The organism is Streptomyces tirandamycinicus (assembly GCF_003097515.1).
Lineage (GTDB): Bacteria > Actinomycetota > Actinomycetes > Streptomycetales > Streptomycetaceae > Streptomyces > Streptomyces tirandamycinicus.
Genome location: NZ_CP029188.1, coordinates 6,074,902 through 6,091,408 on the forward strand (window position 1 = coordinate 6,074,902; position 16,507 = coordinate 6,091,408).

Genomic DNA, 16,507 nt, shown 5'->3' on the forward strand with positions numbered 1-16,507 from the left:
CCGACCATGGCCGGGTTTGCACGGAGAAAGGCGCACCACCCGCATGACCACCACAGTTCCCCGGGCCGAACCCACCGCCACCGCCAGCGCCACCGGGGAGCCGGCGGGGGAGCCCGCCGGGCAGGGCGCCGGGGAAGGCGCGGCCGGGCGCGGCAGGCACACCCGGAGCTTCGGACTCCCCGTCGCCACCGCCCTGGTCATGGGCAACATCATCGGCGGGGGCATCTTCCTGCTGCCCGCGGCGGTCGCCCCCTTCGGCACGGTCAGCCTCGTCGCCTTCGCGGTCCTCACCGTGGGCGCGATCGCGCTCGCCCTGGTCTTCGGCCGCCTGGCCGCACGCCATCCGCGCACCGGCGGACCCTATGTGTACGCCCGCGAGGCGTTCGGGGACTTCGCCGGATTCCTCGCCGCCTGGTCCTACTGGATCACCGCCTGGGTGTCGAACGCCGCGCTCGCCGTGGCGGCCGTCGGCTACCTCGGCGTCCTGGTACCGCTGGACGGCTCCGAACCGGCGGCCATGGCGGCGGCCCTGCTGCTCCAGTGGCTGCCCGCCCTGGCCAATCTCGCCGGCACCCGCTACGTCGGAGCCGTGCAGCTCGTCGCCACCGTCCTGAAGTTCGTGCCGCTGCTGCTCGTCGCCGTCGGCGGACTGTTCTTCTTCGACGCGGACAATCTCGGGCCGTTCGACGCCGGCGGCTCCGGCACCCTCGGCGCGATCTCCGCCTCCGCCGCGATCCTGCTGTTCAGCTACCTCGGCGTGGAGTCCGCCGCGGTCAGCGCCGGCGAGGTCCGCGACCCGCGCCGCAACGTCGGGCGCGCCACCGTACTCGGCACCGCGGCCGCCGCCGTCGTCTACCTCCTCGGCACCCTCGCGGTCTTCGGCACCGTCGCCCACGACGAGCTCACCGAATCCACCGCGCCGTTCTCCGACGCCGTCGACGCCATGTTCGGCGGCGCCTGGGGAGGCACGGCGGTGGCGGCCATGGCGCTCGTCTCCATGGCCGGCGCGCTCAACGGCTGGACCCTGCTCAGCGCCCAGACGCCGTACGCCGCCGCCCGGGACGGCCTCTTCCCGGCGTTCTTCGCCCGCAGGCGGCGCGGAGTGCCCACCGCGGGCGTCCTCGTCACCGTCGTCCTGGCCTCGCTTCTGACGGTCTACAACTACACGGCGGGCTCCGGCGCGGTGTTCGAGACCCTCGTCCTGGTCACCACCTTCACCGCGACGGTGCCCTACCTGCTGTCGACCGCGGCGCAGATCCACCACCTGGCCTCGGGCCGGGCGGACCGCGTCAGCCGGGCCCGGCTCGTGCGCGACGGGGTCCTCACTGCGGTCGCCGCCGCGTTCTCGCTGTGGCTCGTGGCGGGCTCCGGTCACGCCGCCGTCTACCAGGGGGTGCTGTTCCTGTTCGCCGGGGTGCTCGTGTACGCGTGGATGTCCGCCCGGAACCGCCGTACGGCGCCGACGGCGGAGGATTCGGCCGACCGGGCGTAGCCCGATAGGGCGGATTCCGGGCGGCGACGGCGCGTCGGGGCCCGATCACGGGCACAGCTGGCATGTCCAGGAGGTTGTGCCCGTGAACCGACCCGTGCGCTGTGCCGACCGTGTCGTGCTCGCCGTCCTGATGGCGCTCGTCGCCGTACTCGGGACCCGGGCGGGCGCCACGGCCGTCGACCCGGCCGGCATGGATCGCCCACCGGCCTCATCGCCCGCCGAACCGGCGGGAGAGGCGCCGCCGGACACCTCGGTCTCGGAACAGTCCCCGCCCGCCCGTGCGGAGCGGCGGACCGCACGGGCCTGCGCACCGGCCGAGGACGGGACGGCGGGCGGCGAAGACCCCCGCCCCCGCCCCCGCGGGATCGCCGAGCCCGCCGCTCCACCTCAGCCCCCGGCCACGAGGTCCGTGGTCCTGCGCTGCTGAGGACCCGTACGGGGACGGCATCTCGTCGTGCCCGCCCCGCGCGGACGTCCGCCCCATGCAGACCCGCACGCCATGCGGACCCGCACCCCCATGCGAGACCCCCACCCGTCAAGCGCAAGGAGACAGCCATGCCCATCGACCCCCTCGCCGCCGTGAACGCCCTCATCCGTGCCGAGGTCGTCCGCACCGGACCGGACGACCACCACGCCCCCGGAGCGGCCGCACGAGAACCCGAACCTCCCGAGCCCGCCGATGCCCGCGGCGGCGACACCGGGGCGCAGGACGCCCACTGACCCTCCGCGGCGGCCGCGCACCGGGCGGGTACGCCCCGTGCCCGGCCGCGGCGGGACGCCCGCCGTCATGACCTCCGGGGTAATCGCCCCCTCCGCGGTCGCACCGGCATCGTGAGGGCACCGGGCACCGGGCGGCGCACTCCGCCCGGTACCCGGCCCCGGCCCCGGCCCGTGCCCACGACCTCGACCTCGACCTCGAATTCGACCTCGAATTCGACCTCGAACTCGACCTCGACGGAGGCTGACCCCCCGTGTCCCAGGCCCTGCTCGCCGGACTCGCCCGCACCACCGGCCCACGAAGCTGATGTGACGGGCCGAGGACCCGCGCGCAGCGCCGGCTCCAGCCGGCTCAGCGCGCGCCGCTCCCGCCGGCCGCGCAGCAGTGGCCCTACTCCCGTGTCGGGCGCGACAGTTGTCAAGACGGCACCGTAACGTCACAGGCAGACCCATCCGGAGGGAGCTCGCCCATGCCCACAGAGCCACTGTCGCAGAAGGAGATCGAGGACCGGCTGCGCGAACTGCCGGGCTGGTCCCAGGAAGGCGACCGGATCGCCCGTACCTACCGGCTCGACGGCCATTTCGCGGCCACCGCGCTGGTCGTCCACATCGCCCGCATCCAGGAGGAGCTGAACCACCACTCCGATCTCCTCCTCGGGTACAACACGGTCAACCTCACGGTGAACACGCACGCCGCGGGTGGCGCGATCACCGAACACGACTTCGAGCTGGCCCATCGGGTCGAGGCCGTGGCGGCGGGCCACGGCGTGCGCTGACCGTGCTGCGCGACGAACCGGGCTCACGGCCGGATCCGCGGATGCCGGCCGTGACACCCGGTTCGGCCGGGCCACGCACCGATTTGCCGGAACGGCAAGAAGACTCGCCGTTTCGGACCCTTCACGCGCACTCTGACGCCATGAGTCCTCACGAGCACACCGTCCCCGCCGGCGACCCCGGCAACCATGCCCACCACGGCCACCACGGGCACCACGGGCACGACACGACACACATCGACTGGGAGGAGTTCGCCGCGCTGCTCGAACGCGAGGCCGCACTCAACCTCCCGCTGTACGAGCAGGTCGCGCACTGGGTGCGGGAGCAACTCCCGCACGGATCCGTGCGGCGCGTCCTCGATGTCGGCAGCGGCCCCGGAACGGTCAGCTGCCTGCTCGCCGAGGTCTTCCCGCAGGCCGAGGTCGTCGCCGTCGACGCCACCCCCGGCCTGCTGGAGCTCGCCCGGGCCCGCGCCGACCGCGCCGGAATCGCCGACCGGTTCAGCACCCATGTCGCCGAACTGCCCGACGGAATCGCCGAGCTGGGCCCGGCGGACCTGGTGTGGGCGAGCGGCTCCCTGCACCATGTGGGAGACCAGCGTGCCGCCCTCACCGGACTCGCCGGGCTGCTCCGCCCCGGCGGGCTGCTCGCCCTCCTCGAGGGCGGACTGCCGGCACGCCATCTGCCGCGCGACATCGGCATCGGACGGCCCGGCCTGGAGAGCCGGCTCGAAGCCGCCACGGCCGGATGGTTCGCCGACATGCGCGCGGTCCTCCCCGGTGCGAAGCCGGAGGTGGAGAACTGGCGCGCCCTGCTCGCCGCCGCCGGACTCACCCCGACCCTCACCCGTTCCTTCCTTCTCGACCTGCCCGCACCGGTCACCGACGCCGTGCGCGAGGGTCTGGTCTCCGGCCTCTCCTGGCAGCGCAGGTCCCTGGAGGGACGGCTCGACGCGGACGACGCCGCCGTACTCGACCGGCTGCTGGACCCGGACGACGAGGAGGGCCTGATGCGCCGGCCGGACTGCTTCATGCTCGCGGCCCGCACGGTGCACACGGCCCGGCGCGGGTAGTGGACGGCTCGGCACGGGCAGCGGGCGGTCGGGCGCGGGTAGCGTACGGTCCGGCCGGCGGCGAGCCCGGCGTCTCCCCGGGGGTCAGCCCGTCAGCCGCACCCCGGCGTACGCCGCCGTCGCGATCAGCACCCAGGAGGTCAGCCCGAGCAGGGCCACCCGCGGGCCGGTGCGGGCCAGGGACGGCAGATGGACCGCGCTGCCCAGGCCGAACAGCGCGGCCGCGAGCAGCAGTTCCTGGGCAGTACCGGCCGTGGCGAGGACCTGCGGCGGGAGCAGCCCCGTGCTGCGCAGGACCACCAGGGCGAGGAAGCCCACGACGAACAGCGGGACGAGCGGAGGCCGTCCGGACCCGGCGGTGCGGCGGCCGCGGCGCCGGGCCGCGACGACGAGCACGGCGACCAGCGGTGCCAGCAGCGCCACCCGGAGGAGCTTCACCAGGACGGCCTCGCCCAGCGCCGCCGGTCCGGCCGTCTGGGCGGTGGCCACCACCTGGCCCACGTCGTGGACGCCGGCGCCCACCCACCGCCCGAACTCGGCGGCGGTGAGTCCCAGCGGTCCGTGCAGCAGGGGCAGTACGGCGATGGCGAGGGTGCCGCAGAGCGTCACCAGCGCGACGGACGTGACCATGTCCTCGTCATCGCTGTCGTGCACCGAGCCCACGGCCCCGATGGCGGAGGCCCCGCAGATGGAGTAGCCCGCGGCGATCAGCAGCGGCTGGTCACCAGGCAGCCCCAGCCTCCGCCCGAGCCACCAGGTGCCGCCGAAGGTGGCCGCGACCACGGCCAGCACCATCACGACCGTCGCCCACCCCAGCCCCAGCACGTCCGCGAGGCTCAGCTTGAGCCCGAGCAGCACGATCCCGGCGCGCATCAGGCGCCTCGCGGCCAGGGTCAGGCCGCCGCGGCAGCTGCCCCGTACCCGCGCGGCCAGCCACGGGGTGTGTGCGGCGGCGACGCCCAGGACGACGGCCGCGGTGAGCATCGGAAGGCCGGGCACGGCACGGTGTGCCAGCCAGGCCGCGGACACCCCGGCCGCGGCGAGCGCCAGCCCCGGCACGGCCCCGGCTCGTCCAGCCGGCGGCTTCCGGGCGGTGACGCGCCGGGCCCGGGGGCCCGTGAGGGCCGTCACCGGTCGGCGGGCAGGTCGTAGACGCGCCGGATGCTGGTGCCGAGGCGGGCGATGTCGGCGCCGTACACGTGCAGGGACACGGCCGTACCGGTCCCCGCGTTGCGTACCAGATGGATGTCGCCGGGCGGGGCGAAGGCGGCGACGGTCCCCGCCGGGTTCACCACGTCGCCCGTGGCGACGAGCCGTGAGGTCCCACCGTGCGGCACCAGCCGGTAGCGCCGCTCGTGCTCCTCTCCCCGGTCCACGCCCGTCACGCACCACGACACGTGGTCGTGCACGGGGGTGCACTGGCCGGGCAGCCAGACCAGGGCCACCACGGAGAAGCTGCCGTCGTGCTCGGCGTGCAGGACGTGCTGGCGGTAGCACGCGGGGTCGCCCTCGCACTGCGCGGCGGTGAGCAGATCGGGTTGGCCCAGGTGCGGCAGGAGCCTCTCCGCCACCATGTACGCCGTGGGCTCGGGAGGCAGGCCGCGGTTCACGGTCTCCCGGATCTCCGCCACCAGGGAGCGGAGCCGGACGGTCGCGGGGGGCGCGGCGGTGGCCGTGTTCGCAGTCGTCATCTCCGCAGCGTCCGCCCGTCGTCCCGGGGCGTCCAGGCACGATCGCTTGAGGGGTCCTCAACGGTCGCTTATGGATGGGGAGAAGGCTCCGGCGGTGTACGGGGGATCCGGCGGCGCGCCAGGATGTCCGGCGGCGTGCGGTGAGATCCGGCCGCGTGCGAGGGAGTACGGCGGCTCGCGGGAGGTCCGGCGGCACGCGAGGAAGTCCGGCGGCGCGCGGGGAAGCCCGGCTTCGTGCGAGGAGATCCGGCGGCAGCGGGGGCGTTCGGCGGCAGTGGTGGGGTGCCGCGCGAAGCGGCCGGGCGGTGCCCCGACGGCTCAGCAGCCGACGCGGCGCTGGGCCGCCGCGACGAGACGGTCCAGCACCAGCGCGACGGCGGGGACGCGGAGCTGCTCCCGGAGTACGTACGCGCCGACCCGGCGGCGGGTGTGCGGCTCCACGATCCGCCCCGTCACCTTGCCGTGGCACAGGAACGACAGCACCAGCTGCGGCACCATGGCGATGCCCACCCCCGACGCCACGAGGCTCTGCATCACGAGGTTGTCGTCCGTGGTGCAGGCGATGTCCGGCGCGAACCCCTCCTCGGCGCAGGCGTGCAGGAAGTTGGCGCGGCAGCGCAGGCATCCCGCGATCCACCGCTCGCCGGCGAGATCCGCCAGCCGCACGGCCCGCCGTCTGGCCAGCGGGTGCCCGGTGGGCAGCAGCACCGTCAGGGGGTCCTCCAGCAGCGGCACGTCGGCCAGTTCGTCCGGCACCGCGGCGGGGTGGCCCGGGTAGCTGAAGGACAGGGCGATGTCGCAGTCGCCCCGGGCCACCAGCCGCAGGGACTCGGGTGGTTCGCTCTCGGTCAACTCGATGCGGATGCCCGGGTGTTCGGCCGCGAGGGAGGCCATCATCTCCGGGATGAGGGTGGCGCAGGCGCTGGGGAAGGCGCTCACGTGCACCCTTCCGGCGCGCAGCCGGGCGATGGCGTCGATCTGCTGCTGTGCCGCCGCCAGGCTGTCGAGTATCGCCCCCGCGTGCCGGGTCAGCGCCTCCCCGGCCTCGGTGAGCCTGATGCCGCGGCCGACCCGGGTGAACAGGGGAGTGCCGACGTCCCGCTCCAGTGCCTTCATCTGCTGGCTGACGGCGGGCTGGGTGTAGCCGAGCGAACGGGCGGCTGCCGAGTACGAGCCGGCTCTGACCACCTCATGGAAAGTCCTGATGTACCGGGAATCGAACACGGCAGAAGCATAAGCAGAATTTGGGGGCCCGCAGCGGTGAACGCCGGTCGTCCGGGGCGGGGTCGGGCTCCGCGCGCGCCGGTGCGCCGGTGTCTCCAAGGGACGGGGCGGGGCAGGGAGGGGAGGGCGCGGGCTCCCGGCCGAAGGGGAGCACAGCGGCGCGGCCGCCTCCACGGCGGCCGCGCCGCGCCGGGCCCGGGACCATGCCGGGACCGGGACCGGGTTGCGAGCCGAGCCGAGCCGGGCCCGGAGCCGGCCGCGCCGCTGTGTCAGGCGCCCATGTCGAAGGTCGCCGGGTCCGGGCCGAGGCGCCGGCCCTCGTCCAGGGCAGCGAACGCCGCCAGGTCGTCGTCGTCCAGTTCGAAGCCGAAGACGTCGATGTTCTCCCGGATCCGCGACGGCGTCACGGACTTGGGGATCACGACGTTGCCCAACTGCACCTGCCAGCGGAGCACGACCTGCGCCGGGGTCTTCCCGTGCTTCTGCGCGACGGCGACGATCGTCGGGACCTCCAGCAGCCCGCGGCCCGAGCCCAGCGGCGACCACGCCTCGGTGGCGATGCCGTGCTTGGCGTGGAAGGCCCGCGACTCCGTCTGCTGCAACTGCGGATGCAGCTCGATCTGGTTCACCGCCGGGACGGCCGAGGTCTCGCCGAGCAGCCGCTCCAGATGCTCGGGAAGGAAGTTGGAGACGCCGATGGCCCGGGCGCGGCCTTGGGCGAGGATGGTCTCGAACGCCTTGTACGTGTCCACGTACGCGTTCCGGGCCGGCAACGGCCAGTGGATCAGGTAGAGGTCCACGTAGTCGAGGCCGAGCCGGGTGAGGGAGGCGTCGAAGGCGCGGAGCGTCGAGTCGTAGCCCTGGTCGCTGTTCCACAGCTTGGTGGTGACGAACAGCTCCTCGCGGGGGATGCCGGAGGCCGCGACGGCCTGCCCGGTTCCCTTCTCGTTCTCGTACACGGCTGCCGTGTCGATGCTGCGGTAGCCGGCCTCCAGGGCGGTGCCGACGGCCTTCGCCGCCTCGTCGTCCGGCACCTGCCACACGCCGAAGCCGAGCTGCGGCATGGCGACGCCGTTGTTGAGGGTGATGGAGGGGACCTTGCTCACGAGCGGTCGATCCTTACGTCGGTCGGGTGATGCTCCCATGGTCAACGATCGGTCCGGCGGACGCATTCCCGATGGCGGAACGGCCCTCGATCCGGCCGCCTCCCCCCGAGGGATCGGACGGAACCACTACCCGGCGGCCCGCCTGCCGCGACTCTACGCCACGGTGCTGAACGTGGGGCATGCATACGAACGCGGCCCCGGGGGGTCGGCCGCGTCCGCGCCGTCCGTCCCGTCTGTCCCGTCCATCGGGACCGTCGGGCCGCCAGCGGGCCTGCCGGACCCCGTGCGGGCCTGCCGGACCACGTGCGGGCCTGCCGGACCCCGTGCGGGCGCGGCGGTCCCCCAGAGCCGGCACGGCGGTACCGGGCGGGCCTCGTCCCCGCCCCAGCCCGCGCACCGGGTGCCGCCCCCGCGCCGGGCGCCGCGCCCCGCAGGCCGTCGCACGGGGCGCCCCCGTACCAGGCGGGCCCGTCCGGACACGGTGGGAGGGCGCCCCGCTGCGGGGCGCCGGTACGCACGCCCCGGCGCCCCGGGGAGCGTCCGCACGCCCGGCGCGCCTCAGCGGTACAGCGCGTCCACCTCGTTCGCGTACGCCGTCTCGATCGCCTTGCGCTTCAGCTTCAGCGACGGCGTCAGCAACCCGTGCTCCTCGCTGAACGGATGCGCCAGTATCCGGAAGGTGCGGATGGACTCGGCCTGGGACACCAGGGTGTTGGCGGCCACCACCGCCCGCCGGATCTCCCTCTCCAGGTCGGGGTCGCGCACCAGGTCGGCCGGTCTCATCGGCTGCCGGTTCCGCATCGCGAGCCAGTGCTCGACGGCCTCCTGGTCCACGGTGACCAGCGCCGCGATGTAGGGGCGGTCGTTGCCGACGACAAGGCACTGGGCCACCAGCGGGTGCGCCCGTACCCGCTCCTCCAGACCGATCGGGGACACGCTCTTGCCGCCCGAGGTCACCAGGATCTCCTTCTTCCGCCCGGTGATCGTCAAATAGCCGTCCTCGTCCAGCGCCCCCAGGTCCCCGGTGGCCAGCCAGCCGTCCCTGAGGACGGCGTCCGTGGCCTTGGGGTCGTTGAGGTAGCCGGAGAACACCTGCGGACCGTGCAGCCAGACCTCGCCGTCCTCGGCGATGTGCACCGTCGTGCCGGGGATCGGCTGCCCGACCGTGCCGTACCTGGTGCGCTCCGGGGGGTTGGCGGTGACCGCGCCGGTGGACTCCGTCAGCCCGAAGCCCTCGAAGATCGTGATGCCGGCGCCCGCGAAGAACAGCCCGAGTCCGCGGTCCATGGCGGAACCGCCGGACATCGCGTGCCGTACCCGGCCGCCCATGGCCTCGCGGACCTTGACGTAGACGGCCTTCTCGAAGAACTGGTGCTGCAGGCGCAGGCCCGCCGAGGGGCCGGGCCCGAGCCCGAAGGCCCGGTGCTCCACGGCCTCCGCGTACCGCACCGCCACGTCGACGGCCCTGTCGAACAACGCCGCCTTGCCCGCGGCCTCCGCCTTGCGGCGGGCGGTGCCGAAGACCTTCTCGAAGATGTACGGGACGGCCAGGATGAACGTCGGCCGGAACGAGGCGAGGTCGGAGATCAGGGCGGTGGCCTGGAGTACCGGCTGATGGCCCAGTTTGACCCGCCCGAGGATCGCGGCGACCTCCACCATCCGGCCGAAGACGTGCGCGAGCGGCAGGAAGAGCAGCGTCGCCGCCTCGTCTCCCGGCTTGGAATGGAACACCGGCTCCCAGCGGCCGACGAGTGTCCCGGCCTCGTACATGAAGTTGGCGTGCGTGAGCACGCACCCTTTGGGCCGGCCGGTGGTGCCCGAGGTGTAGAGCACCGTGGCGACGGACTCCGGGGTCACGGCCCTGCGGTGCCGGTGCACCACGTCGTCGTCGATGTGCGCGCCCGCGGCGACGAGTTCGTCGACCGCCCCCTGGTCGAGCTGCCACAGCCGCTTGAGGTGCGGCAGCCGGTCGATGACCGAGCCGACCGTCATGGCGTGGTCCTCGTGCTCGACCACGCAGGCCGAGACCTCGGCGTCGTGCAGCATCCACAGGACCTGCTCCGCGGATGAGGTGGGGTAGACGGGTACGGACTGGGCGCCCACCGTCCACAGCGCGAAGTCGACGAGCGTCCACTCGTACCGGGTACGGCACATGATCGCGACGCGGTCGCCGAAGCGCACACCGCGCGCGAGCAGTCCCTTGGCGAGCGCGAGCACCTCGTCACGGAACTCGGCGGACGTCACATCGCGCCATTCGCCGTCGTCGTTCCTCCGGCCGAGGGCGACCCGGCCGGGGTCGGACTCGGCGTGGTCGAACACGGCATCCGCCAGCCCGCCGACAGGGGGTGCCGTCGCCAAGGGGGGAACCGTGAACTCACGCAATGACCTGCTCCTTGTGGCGCTCCGCACAGCGCCGGTGACGGTACCCCACCGGGCGTTCGTGCGGGAGAGCCTCGAGCAACTCCGCACATTTCGCATCCATGCTGGTCAGTCGCATGAATCCGGCCAACATCGGTGCGGCCGGGCCTGGTTCCGGCCGGAGAGTGAGCGGAGCCCGGCGAATCTGCACCGAATCTGTACGCGGTGAGCACGCCCTGGTCGGCCTTCCCTGTCCGGTTCGGGTGCCATATGGATGCCCTCTCGGTGCCTCTTGGATGCCTTCGGATGATCCCGCGCGGAGTCACGGAGTTCCCGCTCGGTGCTCGGTGCTCGGTGCTCGGTGCTCGGTGCTCGGTGCTTGGTGACCGGTGGCCGGTGGCCGCCTGGCTGCTCGGTGGCCGGGGTGTCACACCCCGGAGTGAAGGGCGATCCGTTCCTCGCCCGCGTACACGTTCATGTCCGGGCCGCGCAGGAAGCCGACCAGGGTCAGCCCGGTCTCGGCCGCCAGGTCGACGGCCAGCGAGGACGGTGCGGAGACCGCGGCGAGCACCGGGATCCCCGCCATCACCGCCTTCTGCACCAGCTCGAACGACGCCCGCCCCGACACCAGCAGGATCGCCCGCGACAGCGGCAGCCGGTCCTCCCGCACCGCGCGGCCGATCAGCTTGTCCACGGCGTTGTGCCGGCCGACGTCCTCGCGTACGTCGAGCAGCTCCCCCTCCTCCGAGAACAGCGCCGCGGCGTGCAGGCCCCCGGTGCGGTCGAAGACCCGCTGTGCGGCACGCAGCCGGTCGGGGAGGCCGGTGAGCAGTCCGGGTTCGATCCGGACCGGGGGAGTGCCGGCGACGGGGAAGCGGGTGCGGGTGCGCACCGCGTCGAGGCTGGCCTTGCCGCACAGTCCGCACGACGACGTGGTGTAGACGTTGCGTTCGAGCGTGATGTCGGGGACGGGGACACCGGGCGCGAGCCGCACGTCGACCACGTTGTAGGTGTTGGTGCCGTCGTCCCGGGCGCCGGAGCAGTACACGATCGACCGCAGCTCCGACGCGGAGCCGATGACACCCTCGCTGACCAGGAAACCTGCCGCGAGCGCGAAGTCGTCGCCCGGCGTCCGCATGGTGATCGCCAGCGGGCGGCCGTTCAGCCGGATCTCCAGAGGTTCCTCGGCGACGAGGGTGTCCGGCCGGGCGGTGACCGCTCCGTTCCTGATCCGGATGGTGCGGCGGCGCTCGGTGGCCCGTCCCATGGTGATCAGCCCCGAATCTGTGCGTGGGAACGTGCGCGGTGCCGCGCACGGCCTCGGGCGGGTGCGGCGAGGCGTGCCCGACGATGTCATGGTCCTGCACGGTCCGCCGCGTCCGGCACGGGCGAAGGGCACCGGCACCGTCCTGATGCCGCGCTCCCCGTCCGGACGTGGTCCACGGGCGGTGGGGTGGGGGGTGGTCATCGCGGCTCCCGCACGGCGGCGGGCGCGCCCGCGGGCACCGGCGAGGCTCCCCTCAGGGCGGCGGCCCTCCGGTCGCCGCTCCCGGTCGCTGCCCCGGCAGATGGCCCCGGTTGCCGCCCTCGGGGGCTCCGACTGGGTGGAGCCTCCAACACGGGCGGGTGAATCCTGTGGGTTCGCCTGCCCTCGTACCCGCCGGTCGCTGACGAGACTGGATGGCTCCTGACCTCGACACGAAGGGGGTGCCCGGGCAATGACCGGCACTCGTATCGCCGCGCTCGGTTACCACCGGCCCGCCCGGGTACTCACCAATGACGACCTGGCGCGGATCGTCGACACCAGCGACGAGTGGATCACCAGCAGGGTCGGGATCCGGACGCGTCACATCGCGGGCCCCGACGAACCGGTGGACGAGCTGGCCGCCCATGCCGCCGGCAAGGCCCTGGCCGCCGCCGGACTCACCCCCGGCGACATCGATCTCGTCCTCGTCGCCACCTCGACCGCGACCGACCGCTCCCCGAACACCGCGGCCCGGGTGGCCGCCCGGCTCGGGATGGCCTCCCCGGCGGTGATGGACCTCAACGTCGTCTGCGCGGGCTTCACCCACGCTCTCGCCACCGCCGACCACGCGATCCGGGCCGGCTCCGCCGTCCGCGCCCTCGTCATCGGCGCCGACAAGATGTCCGCCGTCACCGACTGGACCGACCGCACCACCTGCGTCCTGGTCGGCGACGGGGCCGGCGCCGCGGTGGTCGAGGTGTGCGACGAGCGCGACGCGGGCATCGGCCCGGTGCTGTGGGGGTCGGTGCCGGAGATGGGGCACGCGGTGAGGATCGAGGGCACACCGCCCCGGTTCGCGCAGGAGGGCCAGTCCGTCTACCGCTGGGCCACCACCCGGCTCCCGGCCATCGCGCGCGGGGTCTGCGAACGCGCGTCGGTCGCGCCCGAGGAGCTCGCCGCGGTCGTACTGCACCAGGCGAACCTGCGGATCATCGAGCCCGTGGCGGAGCGAATCGGCGCGGTCAACGCCGTCGTGGCCCGTGACGTGGTGGAATCCGGCAACACCTCGGCAGCCTCGATCCCGATGGCCCTGTCCCGGCTGGTGGAGCGCGGCGACGTGCCGTCCGGTGCGCCCGCGCTGCTCTTCGGGTTCGGCGGAAACCTGTCGTATGCCGGACAGGTCGTGCGCTGCCCCTGAGCGACGCTGCCCCTGAGCGACGCAGCCCCCGAGCCCGGACCTCCGAGTCCGGGCTCGGACCCATGCCCCGCGAGCCCGGAGCCCGACCCCGGCCTCCCCCGAGCCGGAGCCCCTGCCCTCTGAGCCCGCCCCCGAGCCCGAACCCGCTGCCCTCTGAGCCCGGCCCGAGCCCGGACCGCGGACCGCCCCTCGCGGCCGGAGGTGCGGGCCACCGCGGCCCTGTCGCATCCTGTCTATGTGACCTGGTACGGCGCGGCCAGGCCCGGCGCGCGCACCGAGCGCGGGTCGCAGCGCGAGACGAGCGGTGGCGCGGTCCACCCCCTGGACGAGCTCGGACTGGTGCTCGCCGAGGCCGCGGTTCACTCGATCGGCGCGGTAGGGGGCCACGCCGGCGGGGTGTATCTGCGGTCGGGTACATCGGGCCTGCTGCGCCTCGCCGTGGCCGTCGGGCTCCCCGCCGAGCTGATGCGCCCCTGGTGGCGCATGCACGTCAACAGGCCCTTCCCGGTGGCCGAGTGCTACCGCCGCTCCCAGGCCATCCACCTCGCCGACGGTGAGGAGGCCATGCAGCGCTTTCCGCAGCTCATGGCGGGTCTGCCGTTCTCCCTGAGCTCCCTGTACGCACCGGTCACCAACGGTGACGAACGCTTTGGCGTCCTCGCGGCCCTCCGCCCCGCCGTCCCCGGACGCCCGGTCGCCGAGGCCGACCAGCGGCGCTTCACCGACGCGGGCAGCCGGCTCGCCGCCGCCCTCGGCGAACTCCACCACGACGGCACCCCCATCCGCTGGGACGGCGAGCCCTTCGCCGTCCAGGTCCCCGACTCGAACGCCCGACCGGTCCGCATCGGCACGTTCGACTGGGACCTCGGCAGCGGAGCGCTGACCGCCGACGAGGAACTCTGCGCCATCCTCGGCGTCGACCCCGCCGGTTTCCCCGGCACCATCGAAGCGCTCACCGCCCGGGTCACGCCCGAGGACGCGTACCAGCTGTACGCCGTGGCCAGGGAGGCGGGCCAGACGGGCCGGGCGGTGGTGCGCCGGATCCGCATTCGCCGGGACGGCGACCCGCCGTCCCTGGTGGAACTGACCGGCCGCCCGGTCCGCTCGTCCACCGGCATCGGGACGCGCCGCGTCTCCGGGTCCGTCATCGACCTCGGCGCCGGAGTGGTCCCCCACGAGGCCGGCGACCGGCTCCCCGACGGGCTCTTCTCCCTCGATCTCTCCTGCCGCATCACCTACGTCAACCGCAGCGCGGCGGAACTGATCGGGACGCCCCGCGACCTGCTCGTCGGCCGGGTGCTCTGGGAGGCCGTGCCCTGGCTCGACCGGGCCGGCTACTGGGACCAGTACCGTGCGGCGCTGCTCGCGCGCACCCCCGTCCAGTTCCGGGCCGACCGCGAGAAGGAGGACTGGGTCACGGTGTCCCTCTTCCCGGGCCGGGACGGGGTCACGGGGAGGGTCGCCGCGTCCGAACACCCCGACCACGCGCCGGGCCCGATCAGCTTCCCCGGCGCCGCACCGGGCACCTTCACCTCCTCCGCCGACCGGTCCAGCGCCCTGTACCGGCCGGTCGCCCTCGCCATCGCCCTCACCGAGGCCGTCACCGCGCGCCAGGTCTCGGAGGTCGTCACCGAGGAGCTGCTGCCCGCGTTCGGCGGCAGGCAACTGGCCATCTACGTCCTCCACGAACGCCATCTCTATCTCGCCTGGGAGACCGGCTTCCCGGCGGGATTCCTCGCGCCCTTCGAGGGGGTCGGGCTCGACGCCCGCATCCCCGGCGTGGAGACCCTCACCACCGGCCGCCCCATCTTCTTCGAGTCGATGGACATGCTCGCGGCGGCCTACCCCGGGCTCGCGATCGACGCATCCGTCGGCGCCCGCGCCTTCCTGCCGCTGATCGCCTCCGGCCGGCCCGTGGGCTCCTGCATCCTCGGCTTCGACCACCCGCGGGGATTCGCGCCCGAGGAGCGCACCGTCCTCACCGCCCTCGCCGGGCTCATCGCCCAGGCCCTCGAACGCGCCCAGCGCTACGACAGCGAGTTCGCGCTCGCCCGCGGCCTGCAGGACGCCCTGCTGCCGCACCGGCTGCCCGTCGTCGGGGACGTGGAGACCGTCGGCCGCTACCTCCCCGGCACCCAGGGCATGGACGTCGGCGGCGACTGGTACGACGTCATCGAGACGGACCGCGGCCTCGCCCTCGTCATCGGCGACGTCCAGGGGCACGGGGTGCCCGCCGCCGCCATCATGGGCCAGCTGCGCAGCGCGGTACGGGCGTTCGCCCTCGCCGACCTGGAGCCCGACGAGGTGATGAGCGGCACCAACCGGCTCCTCATCGACCTGGACCCGGCACAGTTCGCCACCTGCTGCTACGTACTCCTCGACCCGGACACCGGCACCGCCCAGGCCGTACGCGCCGGGCATCCCCAGCCGCTGCTGCGCAGGCCCGACGGAACGACCGAGGTGCTCGACCTGCCCGGCGGGCTGATGCTCGGAGTCGCCGCGCAGGAGCGCTACCCGGTCTCCCAACTCGCCCTCGAACCCGGCGCGGTGCTGGCCCTCTTCACCGATGGGCTGATCGAGGAGGCCGGCGCCGACATCGACGCCGGCGTCGAGCGGCTGCGTGCCACCCTCGGCGGGGTCGACGGCATCACGATCGCCGAGACCGCCGACCGGCTGATCCGCGAGGCCCGCCAGGCCACGGACCGGCCGGACGACATCGCGCTGCTGCTCACCGCCCGCTGGCCGGGGCGGGAGACCGATCGCACGCTGGCGGGGCCGGGCCGGTCGTGACCGCGCTCCCGGGCGGACGGTGGTCGGGGCCGTGGCGTGCGGGCGGACGGTGGACGGGGCACCCTGGTCCTGGGGCTGCCGACCGCCCGGCCACGGCCGCGGAGGAAGGGAAGCTGCGATGTTCGCGAGACTGAGCAGGTACGAGGGGTCGCCGGTGCCGCCCGAGGGTGATCTCTCCGCCCACGCGGAGACGATCGTCCAGCAGGTCCGGGGACTTCCCGGCTTCCTCGGCGTGTACTGGCTTGTCGACCGGGCCACGGGGAAGGCCGTCTCGCTGACCCTCTGGGAGGACGAGGAGACCATGAGGGCGAGCGAGGAGAAGGCCGACCGGATCCGCGTGGACACGGCCCGCAGGGAGGGCCAGCGGATCGTCTCCGTCGATCGCTACGAAGTCGGCTTCGGCCACGTGGAGACCTGACGGCGCCATCCCGAGCCCGGGCCCCGCGAGCCCCCCGCCCGCGCCCCGACCGGCCACGTCCCCGGCTTTGTCCCGGGTGTGGCGTAAGCCGTACTGGATCGCTGTTCAACTTCCCCCCATTCAGCACCTGTTCTCCCCGGCCCGTTCTCCCCGGCCTGATCCGCCCGGCCGGGTCCTCCCGGCCTGGTCCTCGCCGGAGCCC

General features: G+C 74.0%; 14 protein-coding genes and 1 pseudogene. 8 read left to right on the forward strand and 7 right to left on the reverse strand.

Going from position 1 to position 16,507, the window contains the following annotated elements; all coding sequences use genetic code 11:
* Window positions 1–43: 43 nt before the first annotated feature.
* From DDW44_RS26505 to DDW44_RS32205, 3 genes are all read left to right on the forward strand, one after another.
* The gene (locus DDW44_RS26505) at window positions 44–1,492 is read left to right on the forward strand and encodes an amino acid permease (protein WP_108908010.1); all 1,449 of its coding nucleotides are present in this window, start codon (window positions 44–46) and stop codon (window positions 1,490–1,492) included.
* An 82-nt stretch (window positions 1,493–1,574) separates the two neighbouring features.
* On the forward strand, window positions 1,575–1,919 hold the full coding sequence (locus tag DDW44_RS26510) for a hypothetical protein (protein ID WP_017944360.1): 345 nt from the start codon (window positions 1,575–1,577) through the stop codon (window positions 1,917–1,919).
* A gap of 128 nt (window positions 1,920–2,047) precedes the next feature.
* A complete protein-coding gene (locus DDW44_RS32205; protein ID WP_018888871.1) occupies window positions 2,048–2,212 on the forward strand; it encodes a hypothetical protein in 165 nt (54 codons plus the stop codon).
* A gap of 294 nt (window positions 2,213–2,506) precedes the next feature.
* Here DDW44_RS32205 and DDW44_RS33015 read toward each other — a convergent pair.
* Window positions 2,507–2,631: pseudogene (locus DDW44_RS33015) on the reverse strand (transcriptional regulator); the annotation flags it as partial.
* Between the two features lie 48 nt (window positions 2,632–2,679).
* On the opposite strand from DDW44_RS33015, the gene DDW44_RS26525 reads away from it, so the two are divergent.
* Together DDW44_RS26525 and DDW44_RS26530 are read left to right on the forward strand one after the other, a co-directional pair.
* Window positions 2,680–2,985 carry a 4a-hydroxytetrahydrobiopterin dehydratase gene (locus DDW44_RS26525; protein WP_108908011.1) on the forward strand — a complete coding sequence of 102 codons (306 nt, stop codon included), beginning with the start codon at window positions 2,680–2,682 and terminating at the stop codon, window positions 2,983–2,985.
* Window positions 2,986–3,125: 140 nt separating this feature from the next.
* Complete coding sequence (locus tag DDW44_RS26530) at window positions 3,126–4,055, forward strand: class I SAM-dependent methyltransferase (protein WP_108908012.1); 930 nt, start codon at window positions 3,126–3,128, stop codon at window positions 4,053–4,055.
* 84 nt (window positions 4,056–4,139) lie between these two features.
* Here DDW44_RS26530 and DDW44_RS26535 read toward each other — a convergent pair whose 3' ends face one another.
* The 6 genes from DDW44_RS26535 to fdhD form a co-directional block, all read right to left on the reverse strand.
* A complete protein-coding gene (locus tag DDW44_RS26535) occupies window positions 4,140–5,186 on the reverse strand; it encodes a YeiH family protein (RefSeq protein ID WP_108908013.1) in 1,047 nt (348 codons plus the stop codon).
* On the reverse strand, window positions 5,183–5,746 hold the full coding sequence (locus tag DDW44_RS26540; RefSeq protein WP_017944355.1) for a cysteine dioxygenase family protein: 564 nt from the start codon (window positions 5,744–5,746) through the stop codon (window positions 5,183–5,185). Before DDW44_RS26540 ends, DDW44_RS26535 begins: the two co-directional genes overlap by 4 nt.
* Window positions 5,747–6,064: 318 nt before the next feature.
* Window positions 6,065–6,970, reverse strand: a complete 906-nt coding sequence (locus DDW44_RS26545; protein WP_026281501.1) for a LysR family transcriptional regulator — start codon at window positions 6,968–6,970, stop codon at window positions 6,065–6,067.
* A gap of 269 nt (window positions 6,971–7,239) precedes the next feature.
* Window positions 7,240–8,076 (reverse strand): aldo/keto reductase, encoded by an 837-nt coding sequence (locus DDW44_RS26550; protein ID WP_108908014.1) that lies wholly within the window; start codon window positions 8,074–8,076, stop codon window positions 7,240–7,242.
* A 558-nt stretch (window positions 8,077–8,634) separates the two neighbouring features.
* A complete protein-coding gene (locus DDW44_RS26555; protein ID WP_108908015.1) occupies window positions 8,635–10,434 on the reverse strand; it encodes an AMP-dependent synthetase/ligase in 1,800 nt (599 codons plus the stop codon).
* 427 nt (window positions 10,435–10,861) lie between these two features.
* The gene (gene fdhD, locus DDW44_RS26560) at window positions 10,862–11,701 is read right to left on the reverse strand and encodes a formate dehydrogenase accessory sulfurtransferase FdhD (RefSeq protein WP_108908016.1); all 840 of its coding nucleotides are present in this window, start codon (window positions 11,699–11,701) and stop codon (window positions 10,862–10,864) included.
* A gap of 451 nt (window positions 11,702–12,152) precedes the next feature.
* Here fdhD and DDW44_RS26565 point away from each other — a divergent pair, with 451 nt between their 5' ends.
* The 3 genes from DDW44_RS26565 (at window position 12,153) to DDW44_RS26580 (ending at window position 16,305) form a co-directional block, all read left to right on the forward strand.
* The gene (locus DDW44_RS26565) at window positions 12,153–13,097 is read left to right on the forward strand and encodes a beta-ketoacyl-ACP synthase III (protein ID WP_017944349.1); all 945 of its coding nucleotides are present in this window, start codon (window positions 12,153–12,155) and stop codon (window positions 13,095–13,097) included.
* Between the two features lie 201 nt (window positions 13,098–13,298).
* Window positions 13,299–15,887 (forward strand): SpoIIE family protein phosphatase, encoded by a 2,589-nt coding sequence (locus tag DDW44_RS26575; protein WP_108908017.1) that lies wholly within the window; start codon window positions 13,299–13,301, stop codon window positions 15,885–15,887.
* Between the two features lie 118 nt (window positions 15,888–16,005).
* Complete coding sequence (locus tag DDW44_RS26580) at window positions 16,006–16,305, forward strand: antibiotic biosynthesis monooxygenase (RefSeq protein ID WP_108908018.1); 300 nt, start codon at window positions 16,006–16,008, stop codon at window positions 16,303–16,305.
* The last annotated feature ends 202 nt before the right edge of the window (window positions 16,306–16,507 follow it).

Bases quoted from the DNA above. Each gene is read 5' to 3' on its own strand.
- DDW44_RS26540 (WP_017944355.1), bottom strand. From the start codon at position 5,746: ATGACGACTGCGAACACGGCCACCGCCGCGCCCCCCGCGACCGTCCGG.
- DDW44_RS26525 (WP_108908011.1), top strand. From the start codon at position 2,680: ATGCCCACAGAGCCACTGTCGCAGAAGGAGATCGAGGACCGGCTGCGC.
- DDW44_RS26530 (WP_108908012.1), top strand. From the start codon at position 3,126: ATGAGTCCTCACGAGCACACCGTCCCCGCCGGCGACCCCGGCAACCAT.
- DDW44_RS26505 (WP_108908010.1), top strand. From the start codon at position 44: ATGACCACCACAGTTCCCCGGGCCGAACCCACCGCCACCGCCAGCGCC.
- DDW44_RS26565 (WP_017944349.1), top strand. From the start codon at position 12,153: ATGACCGGCACTCGTATCGCCGCGCTCGGTTACCACCGGCCCGCCCGG.
- DDW44_RS26580 (WP_108908018.1), top strand. From the start codon at position 16,006: ATGTTCGCGAGACTGAGCAGGTACGAGGGGTCGCCGGTGCCGCCCGAG.
- fdhD (WP_108908016.1), bottom strand. From the start codon at position 11,701: ATGGGACGGGCCACCGAGCGCCGCCGCACCATCCGGATCAGGAACGGA.
- DDW44_RS32205 (WP_018888871.1), top strand. From the start codon at position 2,048: ATGCCCATCGACCCCCTCGCCGCCGTGAACGCCCTCATCCGTGCCGAG.